This is a genomic window from Kitasatospora sp. NPDC002543, assembly GCF_053594915.1.
Genome location: NZ_JBSFWR010000102.1, coordinates 1 through 22,764 on the forward strand (window position 1 = coordinate 1; position 22,764 = coordinate 22,764).

Annotated in this window: 21 protein-coding genes and 1 pseudogene; 11 read left to right on the plus strand and 11 right to left on the minus strand. The window is 74.3% G+C overall.

All coding sequences use genetic code 11. The features are described from left to right. On the minus strand, positions 1-2,230 hold a 2,230-nt coding region (locus tag ACWD4P_RS30925), incomplete at its 3' end, for a heavy metal translocating P-type ATPase (protein ID WP_449781934.1). Beyond that, entirely contained in the window at positions 2,227-2,418 is a 192-nt protein-coding gene (locus ACWD4P_RS30930) for a hypothetical protein (RefSeq protein WP_359827753.1), read from the minus strand. The genes ACWD4P_RS30925 and ACWD4P_RS30930, both read right to left, overlap by 4 nt. Before the next feature lie 207 nt (positions 2,419-2,625). On the opposite strand from ACWD4P_RS30930, the gene ACWD4P_RS30935 reads away from it, so the two are divergent. After that, positions 2,626-3,087: a hypothetical protein gene (locus tag ACWD4P_RS30935; protein ID WP_449781935.1), complete on the plus strand. Its 462-nt coding sequence runs from the start codon at positions 2,626-2,628 to the stop codon at positions 3,085-3,087. A 41-nt stretch (positions 3,088-3,128) separates the two neighbouring features. On the opposite strand, the gene ACWD4P_RS30940 is transcribed toward ACWD4P_RS30935, so the two are convergent. From ACWD4P_RS30940 to ACWD4P_RS30955, 4 genes are all read right to left on the minus strand, one after another. Then, a complete protein-coding gene (locus ACWD4P_RS30940; protein WP_449781936.1) occupies positions 3,129-3,530 on the minus strand; it encodes an NTP pyrophosphohydrolase in 402 nt (133 codons plus the stop codon). Positions 3,531-3,621: 91 nt separating this feature from the next. Next, the gene (locus ACWD4P_RS30945) at positions 3,622-4,566 is read right to left on the minus strand and encodes a hypothetical protein (RefSeq protein ID WP_449781937.1); all 945 of its coding nucleotides are present in this window, start codon (positions 4,564-4,566) and stop codon (positions 3,622-3,624) included. 56 nt (positions 4,567-4,622) lie between these two features. Continuing rightward, positions 4,623-5,036, minus strand: a complete 414-nt coding sequence (locus ACWD4P_RS30950; protein ID WP_449781938.1) for a PPOX class F420-dependent oxidoreductase — start codon at positions 5,034-5,036, stop codon at positions 4,623-4,625. A 36-nt stretch (positions 5,037-5,072) separates the two neighbouring features. Further along, complete coding sequence (locus ACWD4P_RS30955) at positions 5,073-6,449, minus strand: D-alanyl-D-alanine carboxypeptidase family protein (RefSeq protein ID WP_449781939.1); 1,377 nt, start codon at positions 6,447-6,449, stop codon at positions 5,073-5,075. Positions 6,450-6,637: 188 nt separating this feature from the next. Between ACWD4P_RS30955 and ACWD4P_RS30960 the strand changes: the two genes are divergently transcribed. Beyond that, on the plus strand, positions 6,638-6,835 hold the full coding sequence (locus tag ACWD4P_RS30960) for a hypothetical protein (RefSeq protein WP_359819328.1): 198 nt from the start codon (positions 6,638-6,640) through the stop codon (positions 6,833-6,835). A 14-nt stretch (positions 6,836-6,849) separates the two neighbouring features. Here the strand turns inward: ACWD4P_RS30960 and ACWD4P_RS30965 are convergent. Next, positions 6,850-7,038, minus strand: a pseudogene (locus ACWD4P_RS30965) (IS5/IS1182 family transposase); the annotation flags it as partial. 402 nt (positions 7,039-7,440) lie between these two features. Between ACWD4P_RS30965 and ACWD4P_RS30970 the strand changes: the two are divergent. Next, positions 7,441-8,121 carry a hypothetical protein gene (locus ACWD4P_RS30970; RefSeq protein ID WP_449781940.1) on the plus strand — a complete coding sequence of 227 codons (681 nt, stop codon included), beginning with the start codon at positions 7,441-7,443 and terminating at the stop codon, positions 8,119-8,121. A 28-nt stretch (positions 8,122-8,149) separates the two neighbouring features. Then, positions 8,150-8,368 carry a hypothetical protein gene (locus ACWD4P_RS30975; RefSeq protein ID WP_449781941.1) on the plus strand — a complete coding sequence of 73 codons (219 nt, stop codon included), beginning with the start codon at positions 8,150-8,152 and terminating at the stop codon, positions 8,366-8,368. Between the two features lie 349 nt (positions 8,369-8,717). On the opposite strand, the gene ACWD4P_RS30980 is transcribed toward ACWD4P_RS30975, so the two are convergent. Then, positions 8,718-9,533: a TetR/AcrR family transcriptional regulator gene (locus ACWD4P_RS30980; protein ID WP_449781942.1), complete on the minus strand. Its 816-nt coding sequence runs from the start codon at positions 9,531-9,533 to the stop codon at positions 8,718-8,720. Positions 9,534-9,614: 81 nt separating this feature from the next. Here ACWD4P_RS30980 and ACWD4P_RS30985 point away from each other — a divergent pair, with 81 nt between their 5' ends. From ACWD4P_RS30985 to ACWD4P_RS30995, 3 genes are all read left to right on the plus strand, one after another. Further along, complete coding sequence (locus ACWD4P_RS30985) at positions 9,615-10,466, plus strand: siderophore-interacting protein (protein ID WP_449781943.1); 852 nt, start codon at positions 9,615-9,617, stop codon at positions 10,464-10,466. A gap of 185 nt (positions 10,467-10,651) precedes the next feature. Continuing rightward, positions 10,652-14,143, plus strand: coding sequence for a S8 family serine peptidase (locus ACWD4P_RS30990; protein ID WP_449781944.1), 3,492 nt, complete (start codon positions 10,652-10,654; stop codon positions 14,141-14,143). Positions 14,144-14,307: 164 nt separating this feature from the next. Next, on the plus strand, positions 14,308-15,276 hold the full coding sequence (locus ACWD4P_RS30995) for an alpha/beta fold hydrolase (RefSeq protein ID WP_449781945.1): 969 nt from the start codon (positions 14,308-14,310) through the stop codon (positions 15,274-15,276). Positions 15,277-15,341: 65 nt separating this feature from the next. Here the strand turns inward: ACWD4P_RS30995 and ACWD4P_RS31000 are convergent, their stop codons facing one another. From ACWD4P_RS31000 to ACWD4P_RS31010, 3 genes are all read right to left on the minus strand, one after another. Next, complete coding sequence (locus tag ACWD4P_RS31000) at positions 15,342-16,766, minus strand: vWA domain-containing protein (protein ID WP_449781946.1); 1,425 nt, start codon at positions 16,764-16,766, stop codon at positions 15,342-15,344. Continuing rightward, positions 16,763-17,635, minus strand: a complete 873-nt coding sequence (locus ACWD4P_RS31005) for an AAA family ATPase (RefSeq protein WP_359819308.1) — start codon at positions 17,633-17,635, stop codon at positions 16,763-16,765. The genes ACWD4P_RS31000 and ACWD4P_RS31005 overlap by 4 nt, the downstream gene beginning before the upstream one ends. Positions 17,636-17,889: 254 nt before the next feature. Further along, positions 17,890-18,561: a Tat pathway signal sequence domain protein gene (locus tag ACWD4P_RS31010; RefSeq protein ID WP_449781947.1), complete on the minus strand. Its 672-nt coding sequence runs from the start codon at positions 18,559-18,561 to the stop codon at positions 17,890-17,892. A 576-nt stretch (positions 18,562-19,137) separates the two neighbouring features. Between ACWD4P_RS31010 and ACWD4P_RS31015 the strand changes: the two genes are divergently transcribed. The 4 genes from ACWD4P_RS31015 to ACWD4P_RS31030 all read left to right on the plus strand — a co-directional run bounded on the left by ACWD4P_RS31015 (position 19,138) and on the right by ACWD4P_RS31030 (position 22,750). After that, on the plus strand, positions 19,138-19,866 hold the full coding sequence (locus ACWD4P_RS31015; protein ID WP_449781948.1) for a TetR/AcrR family transcriptional regulator: 729 nt from the start codon (positions 19,138-19,140) through the stop codon (positions 19,864-19,866). Positions 19,867-20,051: 185 nt separating this feature from the next. Further along, positions 20,052-20,708: a DUF6230 family protein gene (locus tag ACWD4P_RS31020; protein WP_359819299.1), complete on the plus strand. Its 657-nt coding sequence runs from the start codon at positions 20,052-20,054 to the stop codon at positions 20,706-20,708. A gap of 2 nt (positions 20,709-20,710) precedes the next feature. After that, a complete protein-coding gene (locus tag ACWD4P_RS31025; RefSeq protein WP_449781949.1) occupies positions 20,711-21,241 on the plus strand; it encodes a DUF6114 domain-containing protein in 531 nt (176 codons plus the stop codon). Between the two features lie 267 nt (positions 21,242-21,508). Next, positions 21,509-22,750: a globin domain-containing protein gene (locus ACWD4P_RS31030; protein ID WP_449781950.1), complete on the plus strand. Its 1,242-nt coding sequence runs from the start codon at positions 21,509-21,511 to the stop codon at positions 22,748-22,750. Positions 22,751-22,764 lie beyond the last annotated feature (14 nt).

Genomic DNA, 22,764 nt, shown 5'->3' on the forward strand with positions numbered 1-22,764 from the left:
GACGCCCTCCGTGGTTCTTCCCGCGCCCCGGCTCCCAGGTGCGCAGCCGAAGGCTGTTGCCCACCACGAGCAGCGAGCTCAGCGACATGGCGACCGCCGCCAGCATCGGGTTCAGCAGTCCGACCGCCGCCAGCGGGATCAGCACCAGGTTGTAGCCGAAGGCCCAGAGCAGATTGGCCCGGATGGTCGCCAGGGTCTGCCGCGCCAGCCGCACCGCGTCCACCACCGCCTCGATGTCGCCGCGCACCAGGGTCAGCCCGGCCGCGCCGATCGCGGCGTCGCTGCCGGAGGCCAGCGCCACCCCGAGGTCCGCCGAGGCCAGTGCCACCGCGTCGTTGACTCCGTCGCCGACCACCGCCACCGTCCGTCCGGCGGAGCGCAGCTCGGCCACCACCTCGGCCTTGCGCTCGGGGGAGGCCGAGGCGTGCACCCGCTCGATGCCCAGTTCGGCCGCCACCGCCCGGGCCGCTCCGGGGCCGTCCCCGGTCAGCAGGACGGTCTCCAGGCCCAGCCCGCGCAGCCGGTGCAGTGCGCGCCAGCTGCCCGGGCGCACCGTGTCGCCGACCGCCAGCACGGCCGCCGGCCGGCCGTCCAGCTCGACCACCACACCCGTGCGGCCGGCCTTCCCGGCGCCCGCCGCCGCCTCGGCCAGGGCCGTCGGCAGAACGGCGTCGTCGGGCCGCACCACCCGTACGGCCCGGCCCTCGACCGTCCCCGACACCCCGAGCCCGGTGGCGGCCCGGAAGCCGTCCACGGCGGGCAGCGGCCCGTAGCGCTCGTGCGCCGCCTCGGCGACGGCCCGGCCGATCGGATGCTCGGAGCGGTGCTCCACCGCGCCGGCCAGCCGCAGGGCCTCCTCCTCCGCGAGGCCGTCCGCGGTGGTGACGGCCGCCAGCTCCATCCGGCCCGTGGTCAGCGTCCCGGTCTTGTCCATCACCACGGTGTCCACCCGGCGCAGGCTCTCCAGCACCTCCGGGCCGCGCACCAGCACGCCCAGCTCCGCGCCCCGCCCGGTCGCCGCCAGCAGCGCCGTCGGCGTGGCCAGTCCGAGAGCGCACGGGCAGGCCACCACCAGCACCGCGACCGCCGCCGTCACCGCCGCCTGCGGGGTCGCGCCCGCGCCCAGCCAGAAGCCCAGCACGCTCGCCGCGACCGCCAGGACGCAGGGCACGAACACCCCGGCCACCGCGTCCGCCAGCCGCTGCGCCCGGGCCTTGCCGGCCTGGGCCTCCGCCACCAGCGCGGTGATCCGGGCCAGTTGGGTGTCCGCGCCGACGGCCGTGGCCCGCACCACCAGGGCGCCGCCGACGTTCACCGTCGCTCCCGCCACCCGGTCCCCGGGACCGACCTCGACGGGCACGCTCTCCCCGGTCAGCAGGCTCAGGTCGAGCGCCGAACCCCCTTCGAGCACCACCCCGTCGGTGGCCACCCGCTCGCCCGGCCGCACCACGAACTCCTGCCCGGGCAGCAGCAGTTCGACCGGCACCAGGTGCTCCTCGCCGTCCGGCCCGCGCAGGCACACCTGCTTGGCGCCCAGCTCGGCCAGCGCCCGCAGCGCCGACCCGCTGCGCCGGCGCACCCGGCCCTCCAGCAGCCGCCCGGCCAGCACGAACAGCGGCACGCCGACCGCCGCCTCCAGGTACACGTGGGCGGTGCCGCCGCCGTCCGCGGTCAGCGAGAACGGCATCCGCATGTCCGGATCGCCGGCCCCGCCGAGGAACAGCGCGTACGCCGACCAGCCGAAGGAGGCCACCACCCCCAGGCTGACCAGGGTGTCCATGGTCGCCGCCGCGTGCCGCAGGCCCTGCCAGGCCCGGCGGTGGAAGCCGGCCGACCCCCAGGTCACCACCGGGACGGCCAGCCCGAAGCAGACCCACTGCCAGGCGGTGAACTGCGCGGAGGGCACCATCGACAGCACCAGCACCGGGACGGCCAGCAGGGCGGTGACCAGCAGCCGCCACCGCTCGTCCGGCTCCTCCGCCACCCCGACCGGCGTCCCCGCGGCCAGCGGCTCGGCGGTGTAGCCCGCCCGCTCGACCGCCGCGACCAGCTCCGCGACCGGCACCCCGGCCGGATGCAGCACCCGGGCCCGCCCGGTGGCCAGGTTCACCCCGGCCGTCACCCCGTCGATCCGGGCCAGCCGCTTCTCCACCCGCCCCACGCAGGCGGCGCAGGTCATCCCGCCGACCGCCAGATCGGTCGCGACCACGGGCTCGGCGACGGCGCTCATCGCATCCCGCCCATGTCGTGCCCGCCCATCCCGGGCGACGACCCGCCCCCGCCGCTCGGCCGCAGTCCGGGCGCCACCGGCCCCGCCTGCCGACCCACCGCGTAGGCCACCACGAACACCACCACCAGCAGCAGGACGAATCCCGCCAGCACACTCGACGGCCGGACACCCGGCGACTTCGCACTCACGTCGCAGCAGTCGGACGGGCGGAGCGGTTGGTTCCCGCACGACGGGAATTCGGTGGTGCGGAATCCGGCGGTGCGGGGCCTCCACCGGGAGGGCGCTCCGGCCGGTGTCCATTGTCGGTGGCGCGTCGTAGGTTGGCCCCACACGGTTCGCTCCGTACGCCGAACACCGGGCGTACGGAGCGAGGGACACCCGAGGGGGAATCAGCGATGAAGCGTACGAGGAAGCAGGGCTTCGTGGCGGCGGCGGTGGCCGGGGCGCTGGGGGCGGTGCTCGCCGTCGCCGGGACGGCGGCGGCGGGGCCGGCCGAGGGCGGGGCCCCGGCTGCCGCCCGGGAGCTCGGCCAGCCGGGGACGGGCGAGATCCTGCCGCACCCGGGGCCGGAGGGGCTGATCTGGATACCGGACTGGATCGGTGACGGCGGTGCTGTGACGGCCTCGGTGAACCCGTCGCTGCCGTTCACGTTCACCCTCGGCTGCCGTGGCGGCGGCTCGGTGGACGTGCACATCGGCGGCGAGGCGCCGGCCGACTTCACGGTCCAGTGCCCGGTGGACTCCACCGGCATCGGCTCGGTGGAGGTCCCCGCCCGCCCGGGCCGGGACCTGCTGTTCACCGCGCACACCTCGGACCCGTCCATCCACTGGGGCATGTACGCCGTCCAGGCGGACTAGCGCAGAGGTCGGTCCGCCGGAGCCGGGCCCGAGGGCGCCGGCTACGGCCGCACGCTGCGCGGCCCGGTGACGGCGGCTCCCAACGCGCCCACCCGGGCCCGCAGTTCGCGGTCGGCGGTGGCGACCACGCACGAGCGGGCGGGCTGACGGGCCCGCTCGGCCCGGACCAGCTCGACGACGCGGTCGTCGCCGCTGCCGCTCGCCTCCACCACCCGCACCCCGGGCACGCCGTCGACTCCCCGGGCCGCGCCCTCCACGACCAGCACCACCTCCAGCGGGCCGGGGTGCTCCGGCAGGCCCTGCCCGGCGACGGCCACCAGCGCGTCCCGCAGGCGCTCGGCGGCGCCCCGCCGGTCGCGCCACCAGCCGTCCGGCACCGATCCGACCACGTTCGCGCCGTCCACCACCAGCAGGGGCGGCGGCGCGGCCTCGTTCTCGTCCATGGCCGCCAGCCTGCCACGCCGAGGGCGGGGCGCCCGCGATGCCCGGGGGCGGCCGTGATCCGCGGGGCGGCCGCGGTCCCCGGGCGCCGCGTCAGGAAGCGGCCCGGCGGACGGGGTGGCCCGAGGCGTCGGCGGTGAGCCAGGAGCCGTCGCCGAGCGGACGGAGGTCGTAGGCGTCCGCCGCCCGGGCGTCGAACCCGCCCAGGACACGGCCGGAGCGGGCGTCGACGCGGTAGTGGCGGAACCACTCCTCCTCGTCCTCGGTCTCGCCGACCAGGGCGACGACGAGGACGTCCGGGGCCAGGAAGCCGCCGCACCACTCCAGGCAGGCCGTGTCCGGGTCGTGCCCGAAGGCGTCGACCGTCAGGGTGAACAGCACCTCGCCACCGGGGTGGGCGTGCACCGCGAGGTCGGTCTGCTGGTGGTCGACGGTCAGGAAGCGGTGCCCGTCGGGCGACAGGTCGACGAGGCAGCGGTCGACCCAGGGGTAGCGGACGAGGTCCAAGCGGCCGCCGGTCAGCGAGCCGCGGTGGACGACCGTGCCGTCCTGCCCCTCACCGACGCCGAGGAGGACCTCCCCGCTCGACGGGTGCACCAGGTGCACGCCGCCGTGCCCGGCCGTCTCCAGGTCGGTGCGGTCGAGGACGGCCCCGGTGGCGGCGTCCATGGCGACCCACTGGTCCGGCCGGCCGCGGCCGGCCAGCTCGTCGGGCCGGTAGACCCACAGCACCCGGCCGTCCGCGGACAGTTCGCAGGCCGGGTGGGTGCCGTACCGGTGGTCCGCGGCCGGTTCGAACCGCGAGCGCCAGGCCTCCGCGCCCTCGGCCGTCAGGCAGACGACGGCGTCGGGCGTCGCGCAGTAGGCGCGCCCCAGGTCGGCGGCGACGGTGTGGCCGAGGACCCGGTCCCCGGCGGCGGGCCGGAAGACCGCGGCGGGTGACAGGACGCCCACGGTCTCGGCGGCGGGGGCGTAGGCGTGGACGAGGCCGTCGACGAGCCGGGTGAAGGGCCGGACGGGGCGGTCGGAGGAGGCCATCCCCGGAGGCTACCGAACCCGGCCGGGGCCGGCGGGCCCGCCCCCGCGCCGCGCGCTCAGTCGGCGAGGGTGATCCGGATGCCCACGGTGCCGCGCTCGCCGCGGCGCAGCCGGCTGCCGAGCAGGGTGAGCACGCCGAGCAGGCCGTACTTCTGGCGCAGCAGGGTGCGGTAGGCGGCGGTGCGCTCGGGGCCGAGGAGCTCGGCGGTGGCGGGGTACTGCTCGCCGGTCGGGCGGCCCTTGACGTCGCAGGGGCCGACGAGGACGTCGGCGCGGTTGCGGATCCGCTTGACCTTCCAGGAGTCCGCGACGGTCCAGACCCCGAGCGCCTCCCCGTCGCGCACCACCCACACCGGGGTCGGCACGGCGGTGCCGTCCTTCTTGTACGTGGTGACGAGCAGGTAGCTCCCGGCGGAGAGCTGGACGATCCGGGCGAGCCGGTCCGCGGCGGAGGGGTCGGGCGTGGTCATGGCCGGAAGTCTAGGGGGTGCCCGCAGGCCCGACGGCTACCGTCGTCCGCCGGGAGGGCGGGCGGAGCGGAGCAGGGCGCGGGCGCGGCGGGTGAGGCGGCGCGGCCCGCCGACACCGGTGGCGCCCCCGAGGGCGGTCGCGCCGCCGCCGGTGTGCACCGGCGCGGGGGTCGCCCGGGCGAGCGCGGTGCGGCGGCGGGCGGCGGCGCGGGCGGTGGCCCAGGCGGCGAGGGCGGTGCCGAGGACGGCGGCGGTCCAGACGGCGGGGGCGAGGCCGGAGCCGCCGCTCACCGGCGGGCGGGACCAGGGCGGCAGCTGCTCGTCGGCCTCGGCCTCGGTCCGCGCGGTGGCGGACGGGTTCGCGGCGGGGGCCGGGGCGGCGTCCTCGACCAGCTTGCCGACCGGCTGGACCTTCCCGGCGGCCGCGAAGCCCCAGTCGAGCAGGCTGGCGGCCTCGTCGTACACCTTGCCCTGCGCCTCGGGGTGCATCACCGTCACCAGCAGGGTGCGGCCGTCGCGTTCGGCGGCGCCGGTGAAGGTGGCGCCCGCGTTGGTGGTGTAGCCGTTCTTGACGCCGATCAGGCCGGGGTACTTGCCGAGCAGCCGGTCGGTGTTGGCGATGTCGAAGCTGGTGCGCCGGCCGGTGAGCTTGTCCAGCCCGCCGGGGAACTGCGCGGTGCGGGTGCCGCAGTACGAGCGGAAGTCGGCGTTGCGCAGCCCGGCCCGGGCGAAGAGGGTGAGGTCGTAGGCGGAGGAGACCTGGCCGTCCATGTCGTAGCCGTCGGGGGAGACGACCTTGGTGTCGCGGGCCTGGAGGGCCCGGGCGCGCTCCTGCATCTCGGCGACGGTCCGCTGGATGCCGCCGTTCATGTGGGAGAGGACGTGGACGGCGTCGTTGCCGGAGCTGAGGAAGACGCCCCGCCAGAGGTCCTCGACCCGGTACGGCAGGTTCTCCTTGACGCCGACCAGGCTGCTGCCGGTGCCGAGACTGGCGAGCTCGGCCGTGGTGACCTTGTGCTCCAGCGCCCGGTCGAACTTGGGCAGCACGGTGTCGGCGAACAGCATCTTGAGGGTGCTGGCCGGCGGCAGCGGCAGGTGGGCGTCGCGGGCGGCGAGCACCTCGCCGGTGGCCGCGTCGGCGACCAGCCAGGAGCGGCCGGTCAGGTCGGACGGCAGCGCGGGCGCCCCGGCCAGCGGCGCGAACTGGACGGACGGCAGGCCGAGCCGCGCCCCGCCGACGGCGGGGACGGAGTCCTGGGCGAGGGCCGACGGGGCGGCGACGGTGACCAGGAGGGCGGCGCAGGCCGAGGCGCGGGCGGCGGTGCGGGCGGCGGTGCGGCCCGCGGTCGACGCCGCGGTGGAGGTCGCGGTCCCGGCGGCGGAAGACTTCGGCGGCACAGAGGTGGGGAACACACGGCGAACGTACCCGCGCCGCCGCCGGGCCGCCGGGCCTGCTGCTCCGTCCGGAGCCCTCCGGAGCCTTCCCGAGCTCTCCCGGACGGTGCCGTGCGGTACGGGAGGGACGGCCGACGACTTTGGTGGCGCCGGCCCGCACCGAAAGTCGGATGTCCGGCCGGCGGCGGGTTCCTAGGCTCGGTCGCATGAAGACCCTGCTCGGCTACCTCGGTTCCGTGTTGATCGTCGGCGGCGCCTCCGGCCTGCTGTCCACCTGGATCTCGGGCTTCCGGCTGTTCGGCTTCGTCCGGGTCCTGGTGCCGACGGGCCACGAGATCGCCGGCTACGCCGCCCTGGTGGTGCTCGGCGTCCTGCTCGCGCTCCCCGCCGCCCGGCGGGGTTAGAAGACATCTCATTTGGAGAGCCGGCGGAATCCGCTCAGCCAGGCCACGGTGCGCTCGACTATCCAGCGGTGGCGGCCGAGACGCTGGGAGGGCTCGATTCCTCGGCGGGCGATACGGGTCGGGATCTGCCTGCGGCGCAGGTGGGAGCGGATGAAGCGGTGGTCGTCGGCTTTGTCGGCGTGCAGGGGTGCACCGCGGCACCGAGAGGCGGTTGGCCCAGTCGAAGACGGTCATGGGACCGGTGACGTCGAGGGTTCCCATGTCGTCCGGCACGAGGAAGAGAACGTTCCGGTTGTTCGTGGAAGGTCATGCAAGCCTCTTGCAGTGCCGAACACCAAGCTCAGTGGACGACAACAGCCCCGCGAGGCAATGGCTTCCGCGGCGACCTGGGCCGATCAGGACGGATATCCCACCCCTGAGGTCACCCGGCCCCTCGAACCTTCCGAACAAGCCGTGAGCGACGGAAAGCTGGGATTTGCCCAGGTTGCCCGGGGTGGTATGGCTGCCCCCAGCTCCTTTTCAGCCCAGGACTCGGGCGGGGCTCCTCCGTCCGCGACGACCACGTAGCCGCCAGATACCCGTCAGGTCGGCCGGGACTTCACCGATTGACCGACCGCCCAGGGAACATCTCCACCAGCCACAGCAGGGAACTTCAGTTGAAACCGACCATCCCTCGCCCTGCCCGAGTCCTTACCGCCGGACTCATCGCCGCCGGGTCCGTGGTCTTTCCCGCCGCGCCCAGCGCCTTCGCGGCCGACACAAGCACTGTTCCCAGCTCGGCGACAGCCCCGGAGCCTCCTGAACGTTCCTCCGGCGGGAGCTCGACATTCGACGGAGCCCTGGCCGAGCCGGGCGCGACGACCACGTTCTACCGCGACACCCTCTGGCAGCTGACCCTCCCGGCCGGCTTCACCGTCCACACCACCCAGGAAGGCGGCATCCAGTTCGTCGACGCCCGAGGCACCGTCACCGCCCGGTACGCCCCCACATCCGTGACCGATACCTCGGGGACCCGCCACCCGATAACCTGGACCCTGAACGGCACCACGATCCACCAGCACGTCGACATCACGGCCGGCTCCGTCCAGGGCCACCCCGACCTCGCGCTCAGCCCCCAGTCCCGCGGCTTCTGGGACTGCGTGGGCGAAACCGGCAAGGCCGGCATGGTCGGAGGCGCCGTCACCGGTTGCGTCGCCGGAGCGGAAACCGGATGTGCTCCCGGTGCGGTCGTTGGCGGCTTCGCCGGTGGACTGGGCGGCGTGGCCACCGGGCTCTTCAAGTGCTGACCGGCTCCCGCGCAAGGAGTGCCGCCTGATGGATGCTGACCCGAGCGAGCACCGAGATCGAACCGCCACGATCCTCGCAGTAACCCTCGCCTCCACCACATCAGCGGCCGTATCCCGCAGCCTCTCCGGCGGTCTCGGCCTTCTCCTGACCATCGCCATCGGCGCGGCGGTGGGCCTGCTGACGCGCTGGGCACTGCACCAGGCTCGGCTTCGAGACCATCTCGACGGCGACGACCAGCACAGCTAGGAGCTGTCCGGCCCATCATGTGACTGTTGCATGGTCGGATCGTTGTCCTGCTGTATGGGGCGGGGTGAACGCGGCGATCTGTCGGACGCGGAGTGGGAGCGGTTGCGGCTGCTGCAGCAGCAGGTCCAGGCCACGGCTGACGCGGCCGGGGAGATCGACTGGGACGTCTCGGTGGACTCCACCATTGTGCGCGCTCACCGGCACGCCGCCGGCGCACGCACCGATCCGCCGCCGGCCCTCGCCAGTTCAAAAGGGGACGAGATGGTGGAACACCAGGACGAGGCTCCGTGGCAGAGCCTCGTCGGTCGACTGGTGGAGGTGGTGCAGGAGGCGAGGGGCTGGGGCGTAGTCACCCGTCCGCGGCGGCCCCCGCCGCGATGCCGTCGAGCAGGACGGCGAGTCCGGTGCGGAAGGCCTCCCGGTGGGTGTCCTGCGGGGCGCTGCCCCCGGTGCTCCGCAGGGCGACGAGCAGGGGGAAGCGCTGCGCGAAGTCCGGTGCCAGTTCGGCGAGTCGGGCGGAGCGGGTGGCCCACCAGTCCTCGTCGGTGACTCCGGTCGCGGCGGCCGCGCCGCGGGCGTCGGCGGTGGTGGCGGCCTGGCCGCGGATGAACTGCCAGAGCGCGGCGACCGCCCCGCGCAGTCGCGACGGTGCCAGGCCGGCCGGTCGCAGGGCGCGCAACAGGGCCTCCATCGCGGCGAGTTCGGCGGGGCCGAGGACGGGGCGGGCCTGCGAGACCTGGAGCACCCAGGGGTGGCGCAGGTAGCAGGCGTACAGGTCGTCGGCCCAGGCGGTGACGGCTTCCCGCCAGTCGTCGGCCGGGGCGGCGACCCCGGTGGCCTCGGTGACCCCAGCGCCCTCGGTGGCCCCGGCGGCCTCGGTGGCGAGTTCGGCGAGCGCCCGGTCGTGCATCAGGTCGAGCAGTTCGGCCTTGCCGGGCACGTAGGTGTACAGCGCCATCGCGGTGCGGCCGAGCCGTTCGCCCACGGCGCGCATCGACAGCGCGGCCATGCCCTCGGCGTCGGCCACCGCGATTCCGGCGGACACGATCGCCTCCACGCTCAGGCCCGGCTTGGGGCCGCTGCGCCCGGCGCGCGGCTCCTCGGGTGCGCCCCAGAGCAGGGCGAGTGAGCGGTGGGCGTCGCCCTGCCCGGCGTAGACGGTCATCCGACATCTCCTTATGGCGTAAAGTATCGCTCCGACGGCAACTCTTTATGCCGTAAGCTTACCAATCGGAGGGGTTTCGCGATGACAATGCCCGTCACCTTCGTCGAGGTCGTCGAGGTCCACCGGATCACGCCGCGCACCGCCCGGATCACCTTCGCCGCCGAGGAGCTGCCCGACACCGTCGGCACCACCCCCGACCAGCAGCTCAAACTGTGCTTCCCGCGCCCCGGGCAGCGCGAGCCGCGGCTGCCGGCCCGGCAGGACGACCCCATGGGCTGGTACCGGGCCTACCTGGCGCTCCCCGAGGCCGAGCGCCCGCTGATGCGCAGCTTCACCCTGCGCGGCCGGCGCCCCGGCACCCGGCTGGTGGAGATCGACTTCGTGCTGCACGGCGACACCGGTCCGGCGGCCGCCTGGGCGCTGCGGGCCGCGCCGGGGGACCGGCTCGGGATGGTCGGCCCGTCCGCGCTGTACGCCCCGAAGGTGCCGTTCGCCGAGGCCGCGGCGGCCGCCGACTGGGTGCTGCTGGCCGGGGACGAGACCGCGCTGCCGGCGCTGGCGACGCTGGTCGGGGCGCTGCCCGAGGGGGTGCGGGCGTACGCGTGGATCGAGGTCGCCGACCGGGCGGAGCGCCAGGGCCTGGAGAGTCGCGCCGTGTTGGAGGTGGAGTGGCTGTACCGCGACGGCGCGGCCCCGGGCGCCCTGCTGGCCGGGGCGTTCCGGGACCGCGCACTGCCCGGGGGCGAGCCGTTCGTCTGGCTGGCGGGGGAGGCGGGGGCGGTCCGGGCCGTGCGCCGGCTCCTGGTGGAGCGGCACGGGGTGCCGAAGGCGGGCATCGACTTCACCGGCTACTGGCGGCACCGGCTGACCCAGGACGACGCGCCCACCGCCGAGGACCTGGCGGACGCCCGGGAGCGGTCGGCCGGGTACTGACCCGGGGGGAACGGCCGGATCCGCCCAGGGCTGATCGGCTGAAAGATGCGGATTCGGCCCGATTTCCTCCCGGAATTTTACTGATTGATGGTCAACTTTACTTTCTGATGGGGATTTACCCCCTTGTCGTGATCCTCTCAGGTGCGTTGGAATGCGTCAGCTATCCATGTGACGAGAGGATTTATATGATCGGCTGGCGGAAAACCCAGCTGGCGGCGGCCGTCACGGTCACCGCCGCGTCCATGGTCCTGAGCCTCGGGACCATCGCGAGCGCGGCCCCGGCCCCCGAACCGCAGAACGCCCGGGCGGCGTCCTCGGACGGGGCGCCGGTGCCGGTGATCGTCATCCTGAAGGACCAGGTCGCCGACGCCCCGGCCGACCACGGCCACCTCGGCGCCCGGCAGCAGAAGACCGCCGACGCCCAGGCGCCGCTGCTGAACAAGGTCAGGGCCGGCGGCGGCACCGATATCAAGAGCTTCGTGGTCGGCAACGCCTTCTCGGCCACGGTCAGCCCCGCGCTGCGCGACCGGCTCCAGGCCGACCCGGCCGTCGCCAGTGTGGTCGCGGACGCCCAGGTGAAGGTCGCCCCGGTGGCCGCCGCCAAGGCGAAGGCCGCCCAGGACGCCGCCGGTGCCAAGGCACCCAAGGCCGACGCCGCTCCGCAGGCCGTTTCGGGCAGCAACGGCCAGGCGGCGGAGGAGAACGCGACCAACACGGTCTGCCCCTCCGATCCGGGCAAGCCGCTGCTGGAGCCCGAGGGCCTGTACTCGACCCGGGCCGTGACCGGCAACGGCAAGCCCGGCGTGGAGGACCTGGCCACCGGCAAGGGCGTCAAGGTCGCCTACATCGCGGACGGTCTCGACCCGAACAATCCGGACTTCATCCGGGCCGACGGCTCCCACGCCGTGGTCGACTACCAGGACTTCGCGGGCGACGGCTGGGACGCGCCGACCGGCGCGGCGGAGGCCTTCGGCGACGCCTCGGCGGTCATCGCCCAGGGCCGCCAGGTCTACGACGTCTCCAAGTTCGTCAACTCCTCGCACCCGCTCCCGGCCGGCTGCAACATCCGCATCCGCGGCCTCGCCCCGGACGCCGACCTGGTCGCGCTGAAGGCCGGCGGCGAGATGATGTCCAACTCCTCGATCCTGCAGTCGATCGACTACGCGGTGCGGGTCGCCCACGTCGACGTGCTGAACGAGTCCTTCGGCGGCAACGTCACCCCGGACAGCGGCGCGCACGACACCATCTCGCTCTTCAACGAGCAGGCCGTCAAGGCCGGTGTCACCGTCGCGGTCTCCACCGGCGACGCCGGGATCAGCGGCACCATCGGCACCCCGGCCACGGACCCGTCCGTGATCGCGGTCGGCGCCTCGACCGACAACCAGAACTACCAGCAGACCGGTTACGCGGCCTCCCAGTTCTCCAACAAGACCTGGAGTGACAACCGGATCTCCGCGCTCTCCTCGGGCGGCTTCACCCAGGCCGGCCGGACCGTCGACCTGGTCGCGCCGGGCGAGTCGGACTGGGCGCTGTGCACCCCCGACACCGCCAAGTACACCGACTGCACCGGCTACAACGGCCGGCCCTCGCCGATCCAGCCGTTCGGCGGCACCAGCCAGGCGGCCCCGTTCGTCACCGGCGCCGCGGCCCTGGTCATCCAGGCCTACCGCGACACCCACGGCGGCGACTCGCCGTCCCCGGCACTGGTGAAGAAGTTCCTCACCGGCACCGCCGGCGACCTCGGCCTGCCGGCCGAGGAGCAGGGCGCCGGCCTGCTGAACGTCCGCGCCGCCGTCGAGGCCGCCCGCGGCTACGACGACGGTGACGGCACCGACGGCGCGAGGACCGTCGTGGTCGACACCGGCCAGGTCGACATCGCCGGGGCTCCCGGCTCGACCCGCACCACGGACGTGTCCGTCACCAACACCAGTGACACCACCCAGACGGTGAGCGCCTCGACCCGCAAGTTCGCCCCGCAGTCGGGCGACCAGCAGACCGTCCAGCTCGACCCGACCTCCAAGGACACCTTCAAGTACGCGACCAACGGCGCGGACTGGGTGCAGAAGCAGGTCAAGTTCACCGTCCCGGCCGGCGCCGACCGGCTGGCGGCCTCGATCGCCTGGCAGGGCGCCTCCAGCCCGGTCGCCAACGGGCCGGTGGTCCGGATGACGCTGCTCGACCCCTCGGGCCGCTTCGAGACCAACACCCGTCCGCAGGGCGGCGCCACTCCGGCGAACTTCGGCCTGGTGGACGTCCCGCACCCGGTGGCCGGCGAGTGGACCGCGATCCTCTACACCCCGGCGGGCAAGGCCGGTTACAGCGGCGCCGTCCAGCTGGGCACCGCCACCGAGCGCGCGGTGCCGGCCGGCGCCGTGAGCCCGAGCACCACCGACCTCGCGCCGGGCCAGACCAAGACCCTCAAGGTCCAGCTCACCACCCCGGCCACCAGCGGCGACTCCAGCGAGGCCGTCCTGGTGTCGGGCTCCGACGGCCGCACCACCAGCGTCCCGGTGGTGCTGCGCAGCCTCGTCCCGGTCAGCCAGGGCAAGGGCGCCTTCACCGGCACCATCACCGGCGGCAACGCCCGCAACGTCTCGCCGACGCAGAGCTTCTCGTACGCCTTCGACGTCCCCAAGGGCCAGCGGGACCTGCGGGTCGGCGTGACCGTCGCCAAGGACCCGAAGCTGCTCATGCAGGGCGCGCTGATCAGCCCGAACGGCACCCCGGTCGACATCGAGGGCAACGGGCAGTTCGACGCCCAGGGCAACCTGTCCGGCACCGGCAACGGCGTCTCGGCCACCGCCGTCAACCCGGCCGCGGGCCGCTGGCGGTTCGTCCTGAACGTGCTCGGCCCGGTCAGCGGCCAGGAGCTCGCCCAGGACTTCGCCGGCACCGTCGCGTTCAACCAGAACCAGGCCACCGCGGCCGGCCTGCCGAACGACGCGCACACCAAGCTGGCGGCCGGCAAGCCGGTCACCGTCCAGGTGAACTACACCAACAACACGGTGGCGACCCAGCGGATCGCCGCCGACGGCCGGCTGGACCGCCGGGCGGACCTCCCGCTGGTGCCGCAGGGCGCCTCGGCGACCGTCAGCCTGCCGCTGAGCCTCAGCTCCGCGGTGCCGTCCTTCCTGGTGCCGCCGGGCACCGACCGGCTCAAGGCCGTGGCGGCGTCCTCGACGCCGGCGCAGATCGAGCTGAGCGCCACCACCGGCTCGCCGGACCTCTTCGGCGACCTGAAGAAGGCCCAGGACGGCTCGACCGTCTCGGTCGTGACCGACAACGGCACCGCCGAGCAGCCGGTCGTCCCCGGTACCTGGGGCACCTTCGTCCAGCAGATCGGCCCGTTCGGCACCGGCGGCGCGCCGACCGGCACCTCCACCATCACGGCCACCGCGCACACCCAGGCCTTCGACCCGGCACTGACCTCCAGCACCGGTGACCCGTACGCCGCCTCGGTGGACGCCTCGGCCGCGGCCGCCACCCCGGTGACCGTCGCCCCCGGCGCCACCGGCTCGCTCCAGGTGACGCTGACCCCGACCGGCCCGAAGGGCAGCACCGTCAAGGGCGTGCTGTACCTGGTGTCCGGCCCGACCGGCGTGGCCACCGCCAACAACGCCCTGAACACCACCGGTTCGGTGCTCGCGGCGATCCCCTACAGCTACACGGTGAACTGACCCACGAGCGGTTCGCTCCAGGCACAGGACGCGCCCGAGGCCGTCCCGGATTCCCGGGGCGGCCTCGGCTGCGTCCACCGGCCGGGCCGGGAGGGGTTCCGGGGCCGGCCGGCTGGGCAGGGTCGGGAGTGAACGAATGTCTTCACCGGATGGGGAGTTGCGAGTTGAACGACGCGATCAAGCACGGCGAGGTCGAGGTGAACGGCGTCCGGCTGCACTACGCGGAGCAGGGCGAGGGGCCGCTGGTCCTGCTGCTGCACGGCTTCCCGGAGAGCTGGTACTCCTGGCGGCACCAGTTCGCGCCGCTCGCCGAGGCCGGGTACCGGGTCGTCGCGCCGGACCAGCGCGGGTTCGCCCGCAGCGAGCGGCCCGAACGGGTGGACCAGTACACCCTGCTGCACCTGGTCGGCGACGTGACGGCGCTGATCGGCGCGCTCGGCGAGGAGCGCGCGGTCGTGATCGGACACGACTGGGGCGCGCCGGTGGCCTGGGCCACCGCGGCGCTGCGGCCGGACCTGGTGCGCGGGGTCGCCGGGCTGAGCGTGCCGCCGCTGCCGGTGGGCGGGCCGCCGCCGCTGGAGGCCGCCCGGGCGGCCTTCGGCGAGGGCTTCTACCAGGTCTACTTCCAGGAGCCCGGCCGGGCCGACGCCGAGCTGGCCGCGGACGTCCGGGCCAGCCTGCGCCGCATCCTGTGCGGGAAGTCGCCGGACGGCACGCCGCGGGTGTGGGTCGTTCCCGAGGGCAAGGGGCTGCTGGACGGCATCCCGGAGCCGGAGCGCCTGCCGGACTGGCTCACCGAAGCGGACCTCGACGCCTTCGAGGCCGACTACGCGCCGCACGGCGGGAAGGCCTTCACCGGCGGGCTCAACTGGTACCGCAACCTCGACCGCAACGCCGAACTGCTGGCCGCCTTCACCGGGGTGACGGTCGACGTGCCCGCGCTGTTCGTGGTGGGGGAGCAGGACCTCGTCAACGCGATGGTCCCGCGCCCGGTGCTCGACCACCTGCTGAGCCGGGTGCCCCGGCTGCACGGCCACGTCCGGCTGCCGGACACCGGGCACTGGACGCAGCAGGAGCGTCCGGCCGAGGTGAACGCGGCGCTGCTGGACTTCCTGGCGCACCTGGACAAGTAGCCGCCGTACCCCTCCGGTCCGCCCCCGCCGCCGAGCCGCGCGCCGGGGGCGGGCCCGCCGAAGCCCTAGACGGGCAGCAGGCGGGCGATCAGTTCGCCCAGGCGGCGGGCGTTGCGGCAGGAGTGCATCTCCACCACGCCCGCGTAGGCGAGGGCGGCCGAGTCTCCGGTCGGCCAGAGCGAGGGCTGTTCGGGGTTGAGCCAGAACACCCGCCGGGCCCGGCCGGCGATCCGGCGCAGCGCCTCCAGGTTGGGGTCGCGCCGGTTGTTCCTGGCGTCGCCGAGGACCAGCACGCAGGTGCGCGGGCCGACGGCGTCCAGGTGCCGCTCGGCGAACTCGCCGAGCGCGGAGCCGTAGTCGCTGTTGCCGTGGTAGCCCGTCACCTTGGCCTCGGCGAGGATCCGGGCGGCCAGCCGGGCCGGGTCGTCGCCGGCCCGGAGCAGGCCGGTCACCTCGGCGGTGCGGTTGACGAAGGCGAACACCCGGACCTTGCTGAACTGCTCGCCCATCGCCTGCACCAGCAGCATGGTGAAGTCGGCGAAGCCGGCGACCGAGCCGGAGACGTCGCACAGCAGCACCAGCTCCGGGCGGGCCGGGCGGCGCAGCCGGTACGCGGGGCGCAGCGGTACGCCGCCGGTGCCCAGGGAGCGGCGCAGGGTACGGCGCAGGTCGATCTCGCCCCGGGCGGCGCGGCGGCGTCGGGCGGCCAGCCGGGTGGCCAGTTTGCGGGCCAACGGGTGGACGGTTCGGCGCAGTTCGGCGAGCTGGTCGCGGCCGGCGTACAGGAAGTCGACCTGATCGGCGGTCGGGGCGACGGCGCGTTCGGCGATCCGCTCGGGGCCGCGCAGCTCGGCGACCCGGCGGCGGGCCTCGCCGGCCGCCATGGCGCGGAAGCCCTGGATGCGGCGGCGGATCTCGTCGGCGAGCACCCGGTCGGAGAGGTCGGGGGCGTCCTGCCGCTCGCGCAGGGCGGCCAGGACGCGGGCCAGCAGCGTCTCGGGGGAGAGCCGGCCGAGGGCCTGTTGGGCGGACCAGCCGTCGGATCCGGGCGTGGCGGCGGCGCCGTACCGGCCGAAGGCCTCCACCACCTCGCCGGCCAGCCGGGCCTGGGCGGCGCGGTCGTCGTCGGCGAGGGCGTCGGCGAGGCGCTCGCGCAGCTGCTCGCGCAGCGGGTCGGGGCGGCCGAAGCGCGGCGGTTCGGGGTCGTCGGGGACGGGCGGCGGGTCGGCCCGGACGGCCTCCGGGGTGCCGACCCCGAGCGGGAAGAACAGGTCGAAGGCGGCGTCGAAGACGGTCCGCTGACCCTCCGAGCGCAGCAGGGCGGCGGCCAGGCCGGCCCGCATCCGCTCGCGGTCGGCGAAGCCGAGGACGTCCAGGACGGCGGCGGCGTCCACCGTCTCGGCCGGGCCGATCCGCAGGCCGTGCCCGCGCAGGGCGCGGACCAGGCCGGTGAGGCGGGCGGCGGTGTCGGCGCCGGCGGGCGTGGTCACGCGAGGGAGAGCTTCCGGGCGGCCTCGCGGACGTCGTCCTGGTGCTTGAGGATCACCCCGAGGGTGTCCCGCACGACCCTCTCGTCCAGGGTGCCGGCGCCCAGGGCGAGCAGGGTGCGGGCCCAGTCGATGGTCTCGGCGACGGACGGGGCCTTGCGCAGCTCCATCGCGCGCAGCGCGTTGACCACCCGGACCAGCGACTCGGCCAGCGTGTCGTCCAGCCCGGGCACCTTGAGCCGGACGATCCGGCGCTCCAGCTCGGCCTCGGGGTAGTCGAGGTGGAGGAAGAGGCAGCGGCGGCGCAGCGCCTCGGAGAGCTCGCGGGTGGCGTTCGAGGTGAGCAGGACGAAGGGGCGCCGACTCGCGGTGATGGTGCCCAGCTCGGGGACGGTGACCTGGAAGTCGCTGAGCACCTCCAGCAGCAGGGCCTCCACCTCGACGTCGGCCTTGTCCATCTCGTCGATCAGCAGCACGGTCGGTTCCTCGCCGCGGATCGCGGTGAGCAGCGGCCGGGTGAGCAGGAACTCCTCGCCGAAGATGTCGGTGCGGGCCTCCTCCCAGCCCTCCTCGCGGCCGGCGGTGATCCGCAGCAGCTGCTTGGCGTGGTTCCACTCGTAGAGCGCGCGGGACTCGTCGATGCCCTCGTAGCACTGGAGCCGGACCAGCCGGGCGCCGCCGATCGCGGCCACGGCCTTGGCGAGTTCGGTCTTGCCGACCCCGGCCGGGCCCTCGACCAGCAGCGGCTTGCCGAGCCGGTCGGCGAGGAAGACGGTGGTGGCCACGGCGGTGGAGGCCAGGTAGCCGGTGGCGGCCAGCTGTTCGGCGGCGTCCGCCACCGAGGTGAAGAAGCCCGTGCCGTTGTCGCTCATCAACCCGCCCCGTTCCGGTTCGCCGTCTCCGTGCGGCGCCACCCTACCGGCCGGTCACTTCGCTGTCTCGGGAGTGCGGCGTGCCGCGTCGGGGCGGGCAGGCGGGCCTGGTGCGGCGGGTGCCGGCCTGGGGCGCGGGTGCGGGTGCGGGTGCGGGTGCGGTGTGGCACGGCGGCGTGCGGTCCCGGTGAGGGTGCCGCACGCCGCCGTCCGTCTGTCGTCCGTCGTCACGCCGGGCCGCGCGGGCCCGGGTGTCAGTTGACGAAGAGGACCGGGCTGCCGGCGACGGAGCTGTCGACGACCGGGCCGTAGGTGGCGCTGAAGTAGCCGGTCGAGAAGCACAGGCCCGGGCCGGAGACCAGGGTGAACGGCTGGCCGGAGAAGCCGATGGTGTTGCCGGTGTTCGAGGTGGTGCCGTTGATCCCGGTGCTGTTCTGGTAGTTGCAGCTGATGCTGCCCAGGATGGTGTTGAGCACCACGGTGGTGCCCATCGGGCCGGCGGCGCCGGGGGTGAGGGCGACCGGGTTGCCGGGGGCGTCGCTGACCGTGTTGGTCCACGGCAGGTTGGTGACGGTGATGCTCTTGACGCCCGTGACGCCCACGACGTTGGAGGTGCAGGACCCGAAGGTCTGGGTGTCGAGCCGCTCGACGGCGCTGCCCGGGGCGGCCGGGTTGGCGGTGACGGTCGCCGAGAAGGAGGAGGCGGCGCACTTGACGCCACTCGTCCCGGTGGCGCTGCTGTAGAAGGTCGCGTAGCTGCCGGAGACCAGGTTGGCGGTCAGCACGTCGCCGACGGCGACGGCCGGGCCGCTGGAACTGCCGGTGGTCAGGACTGCCGAGCCGGCGGCCTGTGCGGGGGCCACGGCCGCGCCGGTGAGGGCGAGCGAGGCGAGGGCGGCGGTGGCGAGGGTGCGGCTGATGCGCATGAGGGTGCCTCTCTCCGTCCGGTGGACGGGTGGGGGAAACCCCGCGTGCGGGTGTGGTGGTGTGCACGGCGGGGGAGGTGCATGGCGTGCCTGGGGCTCGTACCGGAGGGGCTCGTACCGGTGGCCTCGGCTCGACGGTTCTTCGGCTCGACGGCTTCGGCGCGGTGGCTTCGGCTCGACGGCTTCGGCTCAGGCCGAGGGGCGGGCGGGCCCGGCGCCACGGGCCCGCCCGTACGGTACGGCGGTGCGGTCGTACGCAAGGAGGGGCGTACGGTGGTGCGGCCTTGCGGTGGAACTGCGGTGCGGTGGTGCGGCCTTGCGTACGGACAGCGGCGTGGAACACCGCGGTGCCGCGCGTTCGGTCGGGGACGTGCGGCGCCGTGGCGGCACGTCGACGGCTGCCACCGTCGCGGTCCCGCCTCCGCCGTGCTCCCGTGACCTGGGCGTTTCGCCCGGGCCCGGCGGAGCCCCCGGAGGTCCCGGCCGGTGAGGGCCTGCTCGCCCACCGGTTGGAAACCTGTCAGTGTTGTAAACCCGGTGTTACGTCAATGTCAATACAGGACACAGGAGTTGGTGATGGACCAAAACTACCTCCGCGGAGCCGACGTGGTCCTGCTGCCGGGTGCCCGGACCGGCCGTGATCCGGCCCGCTCGATCAAGCCGGGCCCGCGCCGGCTGCCCGCCGGCGTGGTCGCCGCGACCCAGCGCGAGCGGCTGCTGGACGGCCTGGTGCAGACCGTCGCCGAACGCGGCTACCAGCACGCGACGATCAGCGACATCTGCCGCGCGGCGGGCGTGACCAGGCCGGTCTTCTACGAGCTGTTCAGCGGGAAGGAGGACGCCTTCCTGGCCGCGCACCGGTACGGCACGGGTGTGGTGATCCGGCGGATGGCGGAGGCCTTCGCGGCCGAAACCGACTGGTGCCGGGGCATCCGCAAGGGGCTCGGCGTGATGCTCCAACTGCTCTCCGGTACACCGGCGTTCGCGAAGATGGCGGTGATCGAGATCGAGGCGGTCGGCCCGGCCGGCCGCTGGGAGCGGGCCCAACTGCTCACCAGGTTCCGGACGTTCTTCACCGATGTGCCCCAACTTCCGGGCGGCGTCGAGTCGAAGGAGATGGTGGACGCGGTGGTGGGTGGCGTCTACAGCGCGATCTATCGGCGGATCGACTCCGGCCGGACGGAACAACTGCTCGACCTGTTGCCGGTGTTGAGCATGTTCTGCCTGTCGCCGTTCCTCGGACCGGCGGAAGCGGCCGAACGGCTGGGTGTACGGGACTGGCCGAAGCGGGTCGCGGATTGGTGAAGATCCTTCGTTCACGTGTATTGACCCGGCCAATACCGGGCAGTAGCTTCCCAGTTACTTACCGCGCGCCGACCGGATCCGCCCCGCTGCCGAGGGGCGGACGGCCCGGTCGCGCCGGGGAACGCTGTCCGCGCCAGGACAACGTGCCAGTGCCTGCACACCCATTCCATCCACAGGGAGCACACATGGCCATGTCCGAGGACGCCGCCACCGCGGCCGACACCCCGCAGACGCCGAGCGCGCCGAGAAGAGGCCGGGTTCGGATCAAGCGCACCGCCCTGATGGCCGTACCGGCCGTCGCGGCCGGCGGTGTCCTGATGGCGCTCACCGCCCAGGGCGTGCTCGCCGCCCAGTTCTCCATCTCCGGCATGCCGTTCACCATCACCGCCGACAAGCTGGAGGGCCAGGGCTTCGCGCAGTTCGGAGCGCTGGACTCGATGATCCCCGACAGCCCCAACGCGGGCTCCACCGGCGGCCAGGTGCTGGTCGCGGTGTCGGCGATCAAGAAGGCCGAGATCACCAACCTGTGCCAGAGCGTCGACCTCGGCGGTGTCAACCTGGTGATCCACGCGGGCGATGCCGGCACCCCCGTCTCCGCCACCGACCTCACCACCGACTCCGACCTGCTGTCCGGCGACGCGGAGTTCAACAACATCGAGATCGGCGGCGACGCCAGCACCTTCACCAAGGCCGGCCCGGTCGGCAAGGGCGGAGCCGGCGTGTTCGGCCAGCAGGCCGACACCGTCAAGCTGACCCACCTGAACCAGCACAACTACGCGAGCACCGCCGTCGGGTTCAAACTGCCGAACCTGCGGCTGAGCTTCAGCTCCACGGGCTGCTGAGCATGGCGGAGTCCGTACCGGAGCAGGCCGGAACCGGCGAGGGCGCCGCGGCACGGGCCGAGGGGGTGGCCGCCCAGGGGACGGCGGCCGCGCCCGCCCAGGCCGCGACGGACCCCGTCGCCGAGCCCGCCGCACGCCCGGCCAAGCGCGACTGGCGGGGCGGGCGACCGTTCTGGGGCGGGCTGCTGGTGACGCTCGGCGGGGCCGAGATCCTGTTCACCCTGAAGGCCCCGCTGCCCGTCGTCCTGCACATCGGGATGCAGGGGCTGGCCGGGTACCTGGTCCCGGCGGTGATGCTGCTGTGCGGCCTGCTGATCCTGTTCAACCCGGCTCAGCGGCTGTTCTACTCCATCATCGCCGTGCTGGCCTCGCTGGCCACCTGGCTCACCTCGAACCTGGGCGGCTTCGTGATCGGGATGATGCTCGGGGTGATCGGGTCCTGCCTCACCTTCGGGTGGCTGCCCGACCAGCCGCTGCGCCAGGGCCGGCAGCGGCGGCTGGAGCGCCGGGAGGCGCGCCGGGCAGGAGTCTGACGACGGCGGTGCCCCGGGTCCTGGTGGTAGGAGAGCACCGGGGCGCGGGGCGCCTCTGCCGCGGTCCCGTCCTTTTCCGGCACCCCGTTCCGCGCGGACGGTCCCGTCCCTTTCCGCGCGGATCCGCGCGCGGTGGCCGGAAACCCTCCCGGTCCGCGCGTACCACCGCAAGGGGTCGTTGGTCCCGGGTCCGTCCGGGGCGATCGGCCCTTCTCGTGTCCGGCCGCCCGGCAGTTCACTGGGCGGGACATGGACAACAGCAGCAGCATGAGCACTGGCACCGCCACCGCCACCTCCTCCGCCGAGTACGACCGCCTGATCGCCCGCCATCACGCGATGCGCCTGCGACGCCAACTCCTCGCCCCCTCCACCTCGGCCGGCGGCGACCTCGGGTGCAGCGCGTACGGCGAGGACGGCGGCTACGACGGCGCCGCCGACCAGCACCTGATCAGGCGCGACCTCGACCTGATCTCCCCGCTCGCGGACCTGATCGACCACCTCTACCTGGTGATGTTCAGCCACCGCCCGTACCTGCGATCGCTCTTCCCCGCCTCGATGGAGTTCCAGCAGGTCCACCTGGAACGGATCTTCCACCACCTGATCGACCACCTCGACCGGCCGGCCGAACTGGAGCGGACGCTCCGCCAGCTCGGCCGTGACCACCGGAAGCTGGGCGTCCGGCCGGTGCACTACGAGGCCTTCGAGGAGTCCCTGTGCGCGGCCGTCCGGCACCGGGCCGGCGAGCGCTGGACCGAGGAGCTGGAGGGCGCCTGGGTGCGGATGCTGCGCTTCGCCGTCGGCGCGATGGTGGCCGGCGCCGACTCCGCGCTCACCGAACCCCCGTACTGGCACGCCGTGGTGACCGGCCACGAGCGGCGCCGCCCCGACCTCGCCGTGCTGCGGGTGCGCACCGGCGAGCCGTACCCGTACCGCGCCGGGCAGTACGGCACCGTCGAGCATCCGGCGCTGCCGCACACCTGGCGGCAGTACTCGATGGGCTGCGCCCCGCGGTCCGACAACGAGCTGGAGTTCCACGTCCGCCGCACCGGCCCCGGCGGGGTCAGCTCCGCGCTGGTCGAACACACCTCCGTCGGCGATCGGCTGCGCCTCGGCCCGCCGCGCGGCAGCCTGCTGCCCGACGGCGACGCCCGGGACCTCCTGCTGGTCGCCGGGGGCACCGGGCTCGCCCCGATGAAGGCGATCGTCGAGGAGCAGTCCGCCCACCGGCCGACCGGCCGCCGGGTCCACCTGTTCGTGGGCGCCCGGGACCGCGGCGACCTCTACGACTGGCAGGCACTGGCCGACCTCGGCCTGCACAAGCCGTGGCTGAGCGTCACCCCGGTCACCGTCGGCGAACTCGCCGACGCCGTCGCGACGGCCGGGGACTGGCGCGAGCACCTGGCCTGCGTCACCGGGCCGGTCGGCATGGTCGGCTCGGTCCGCACCCGGCTGGCGGAGGCCGGGATGCCGCCGACGCAGGTGCGGTTCGACCAGGCGCTCTTCGGGTGACACCCGTGCTGCCG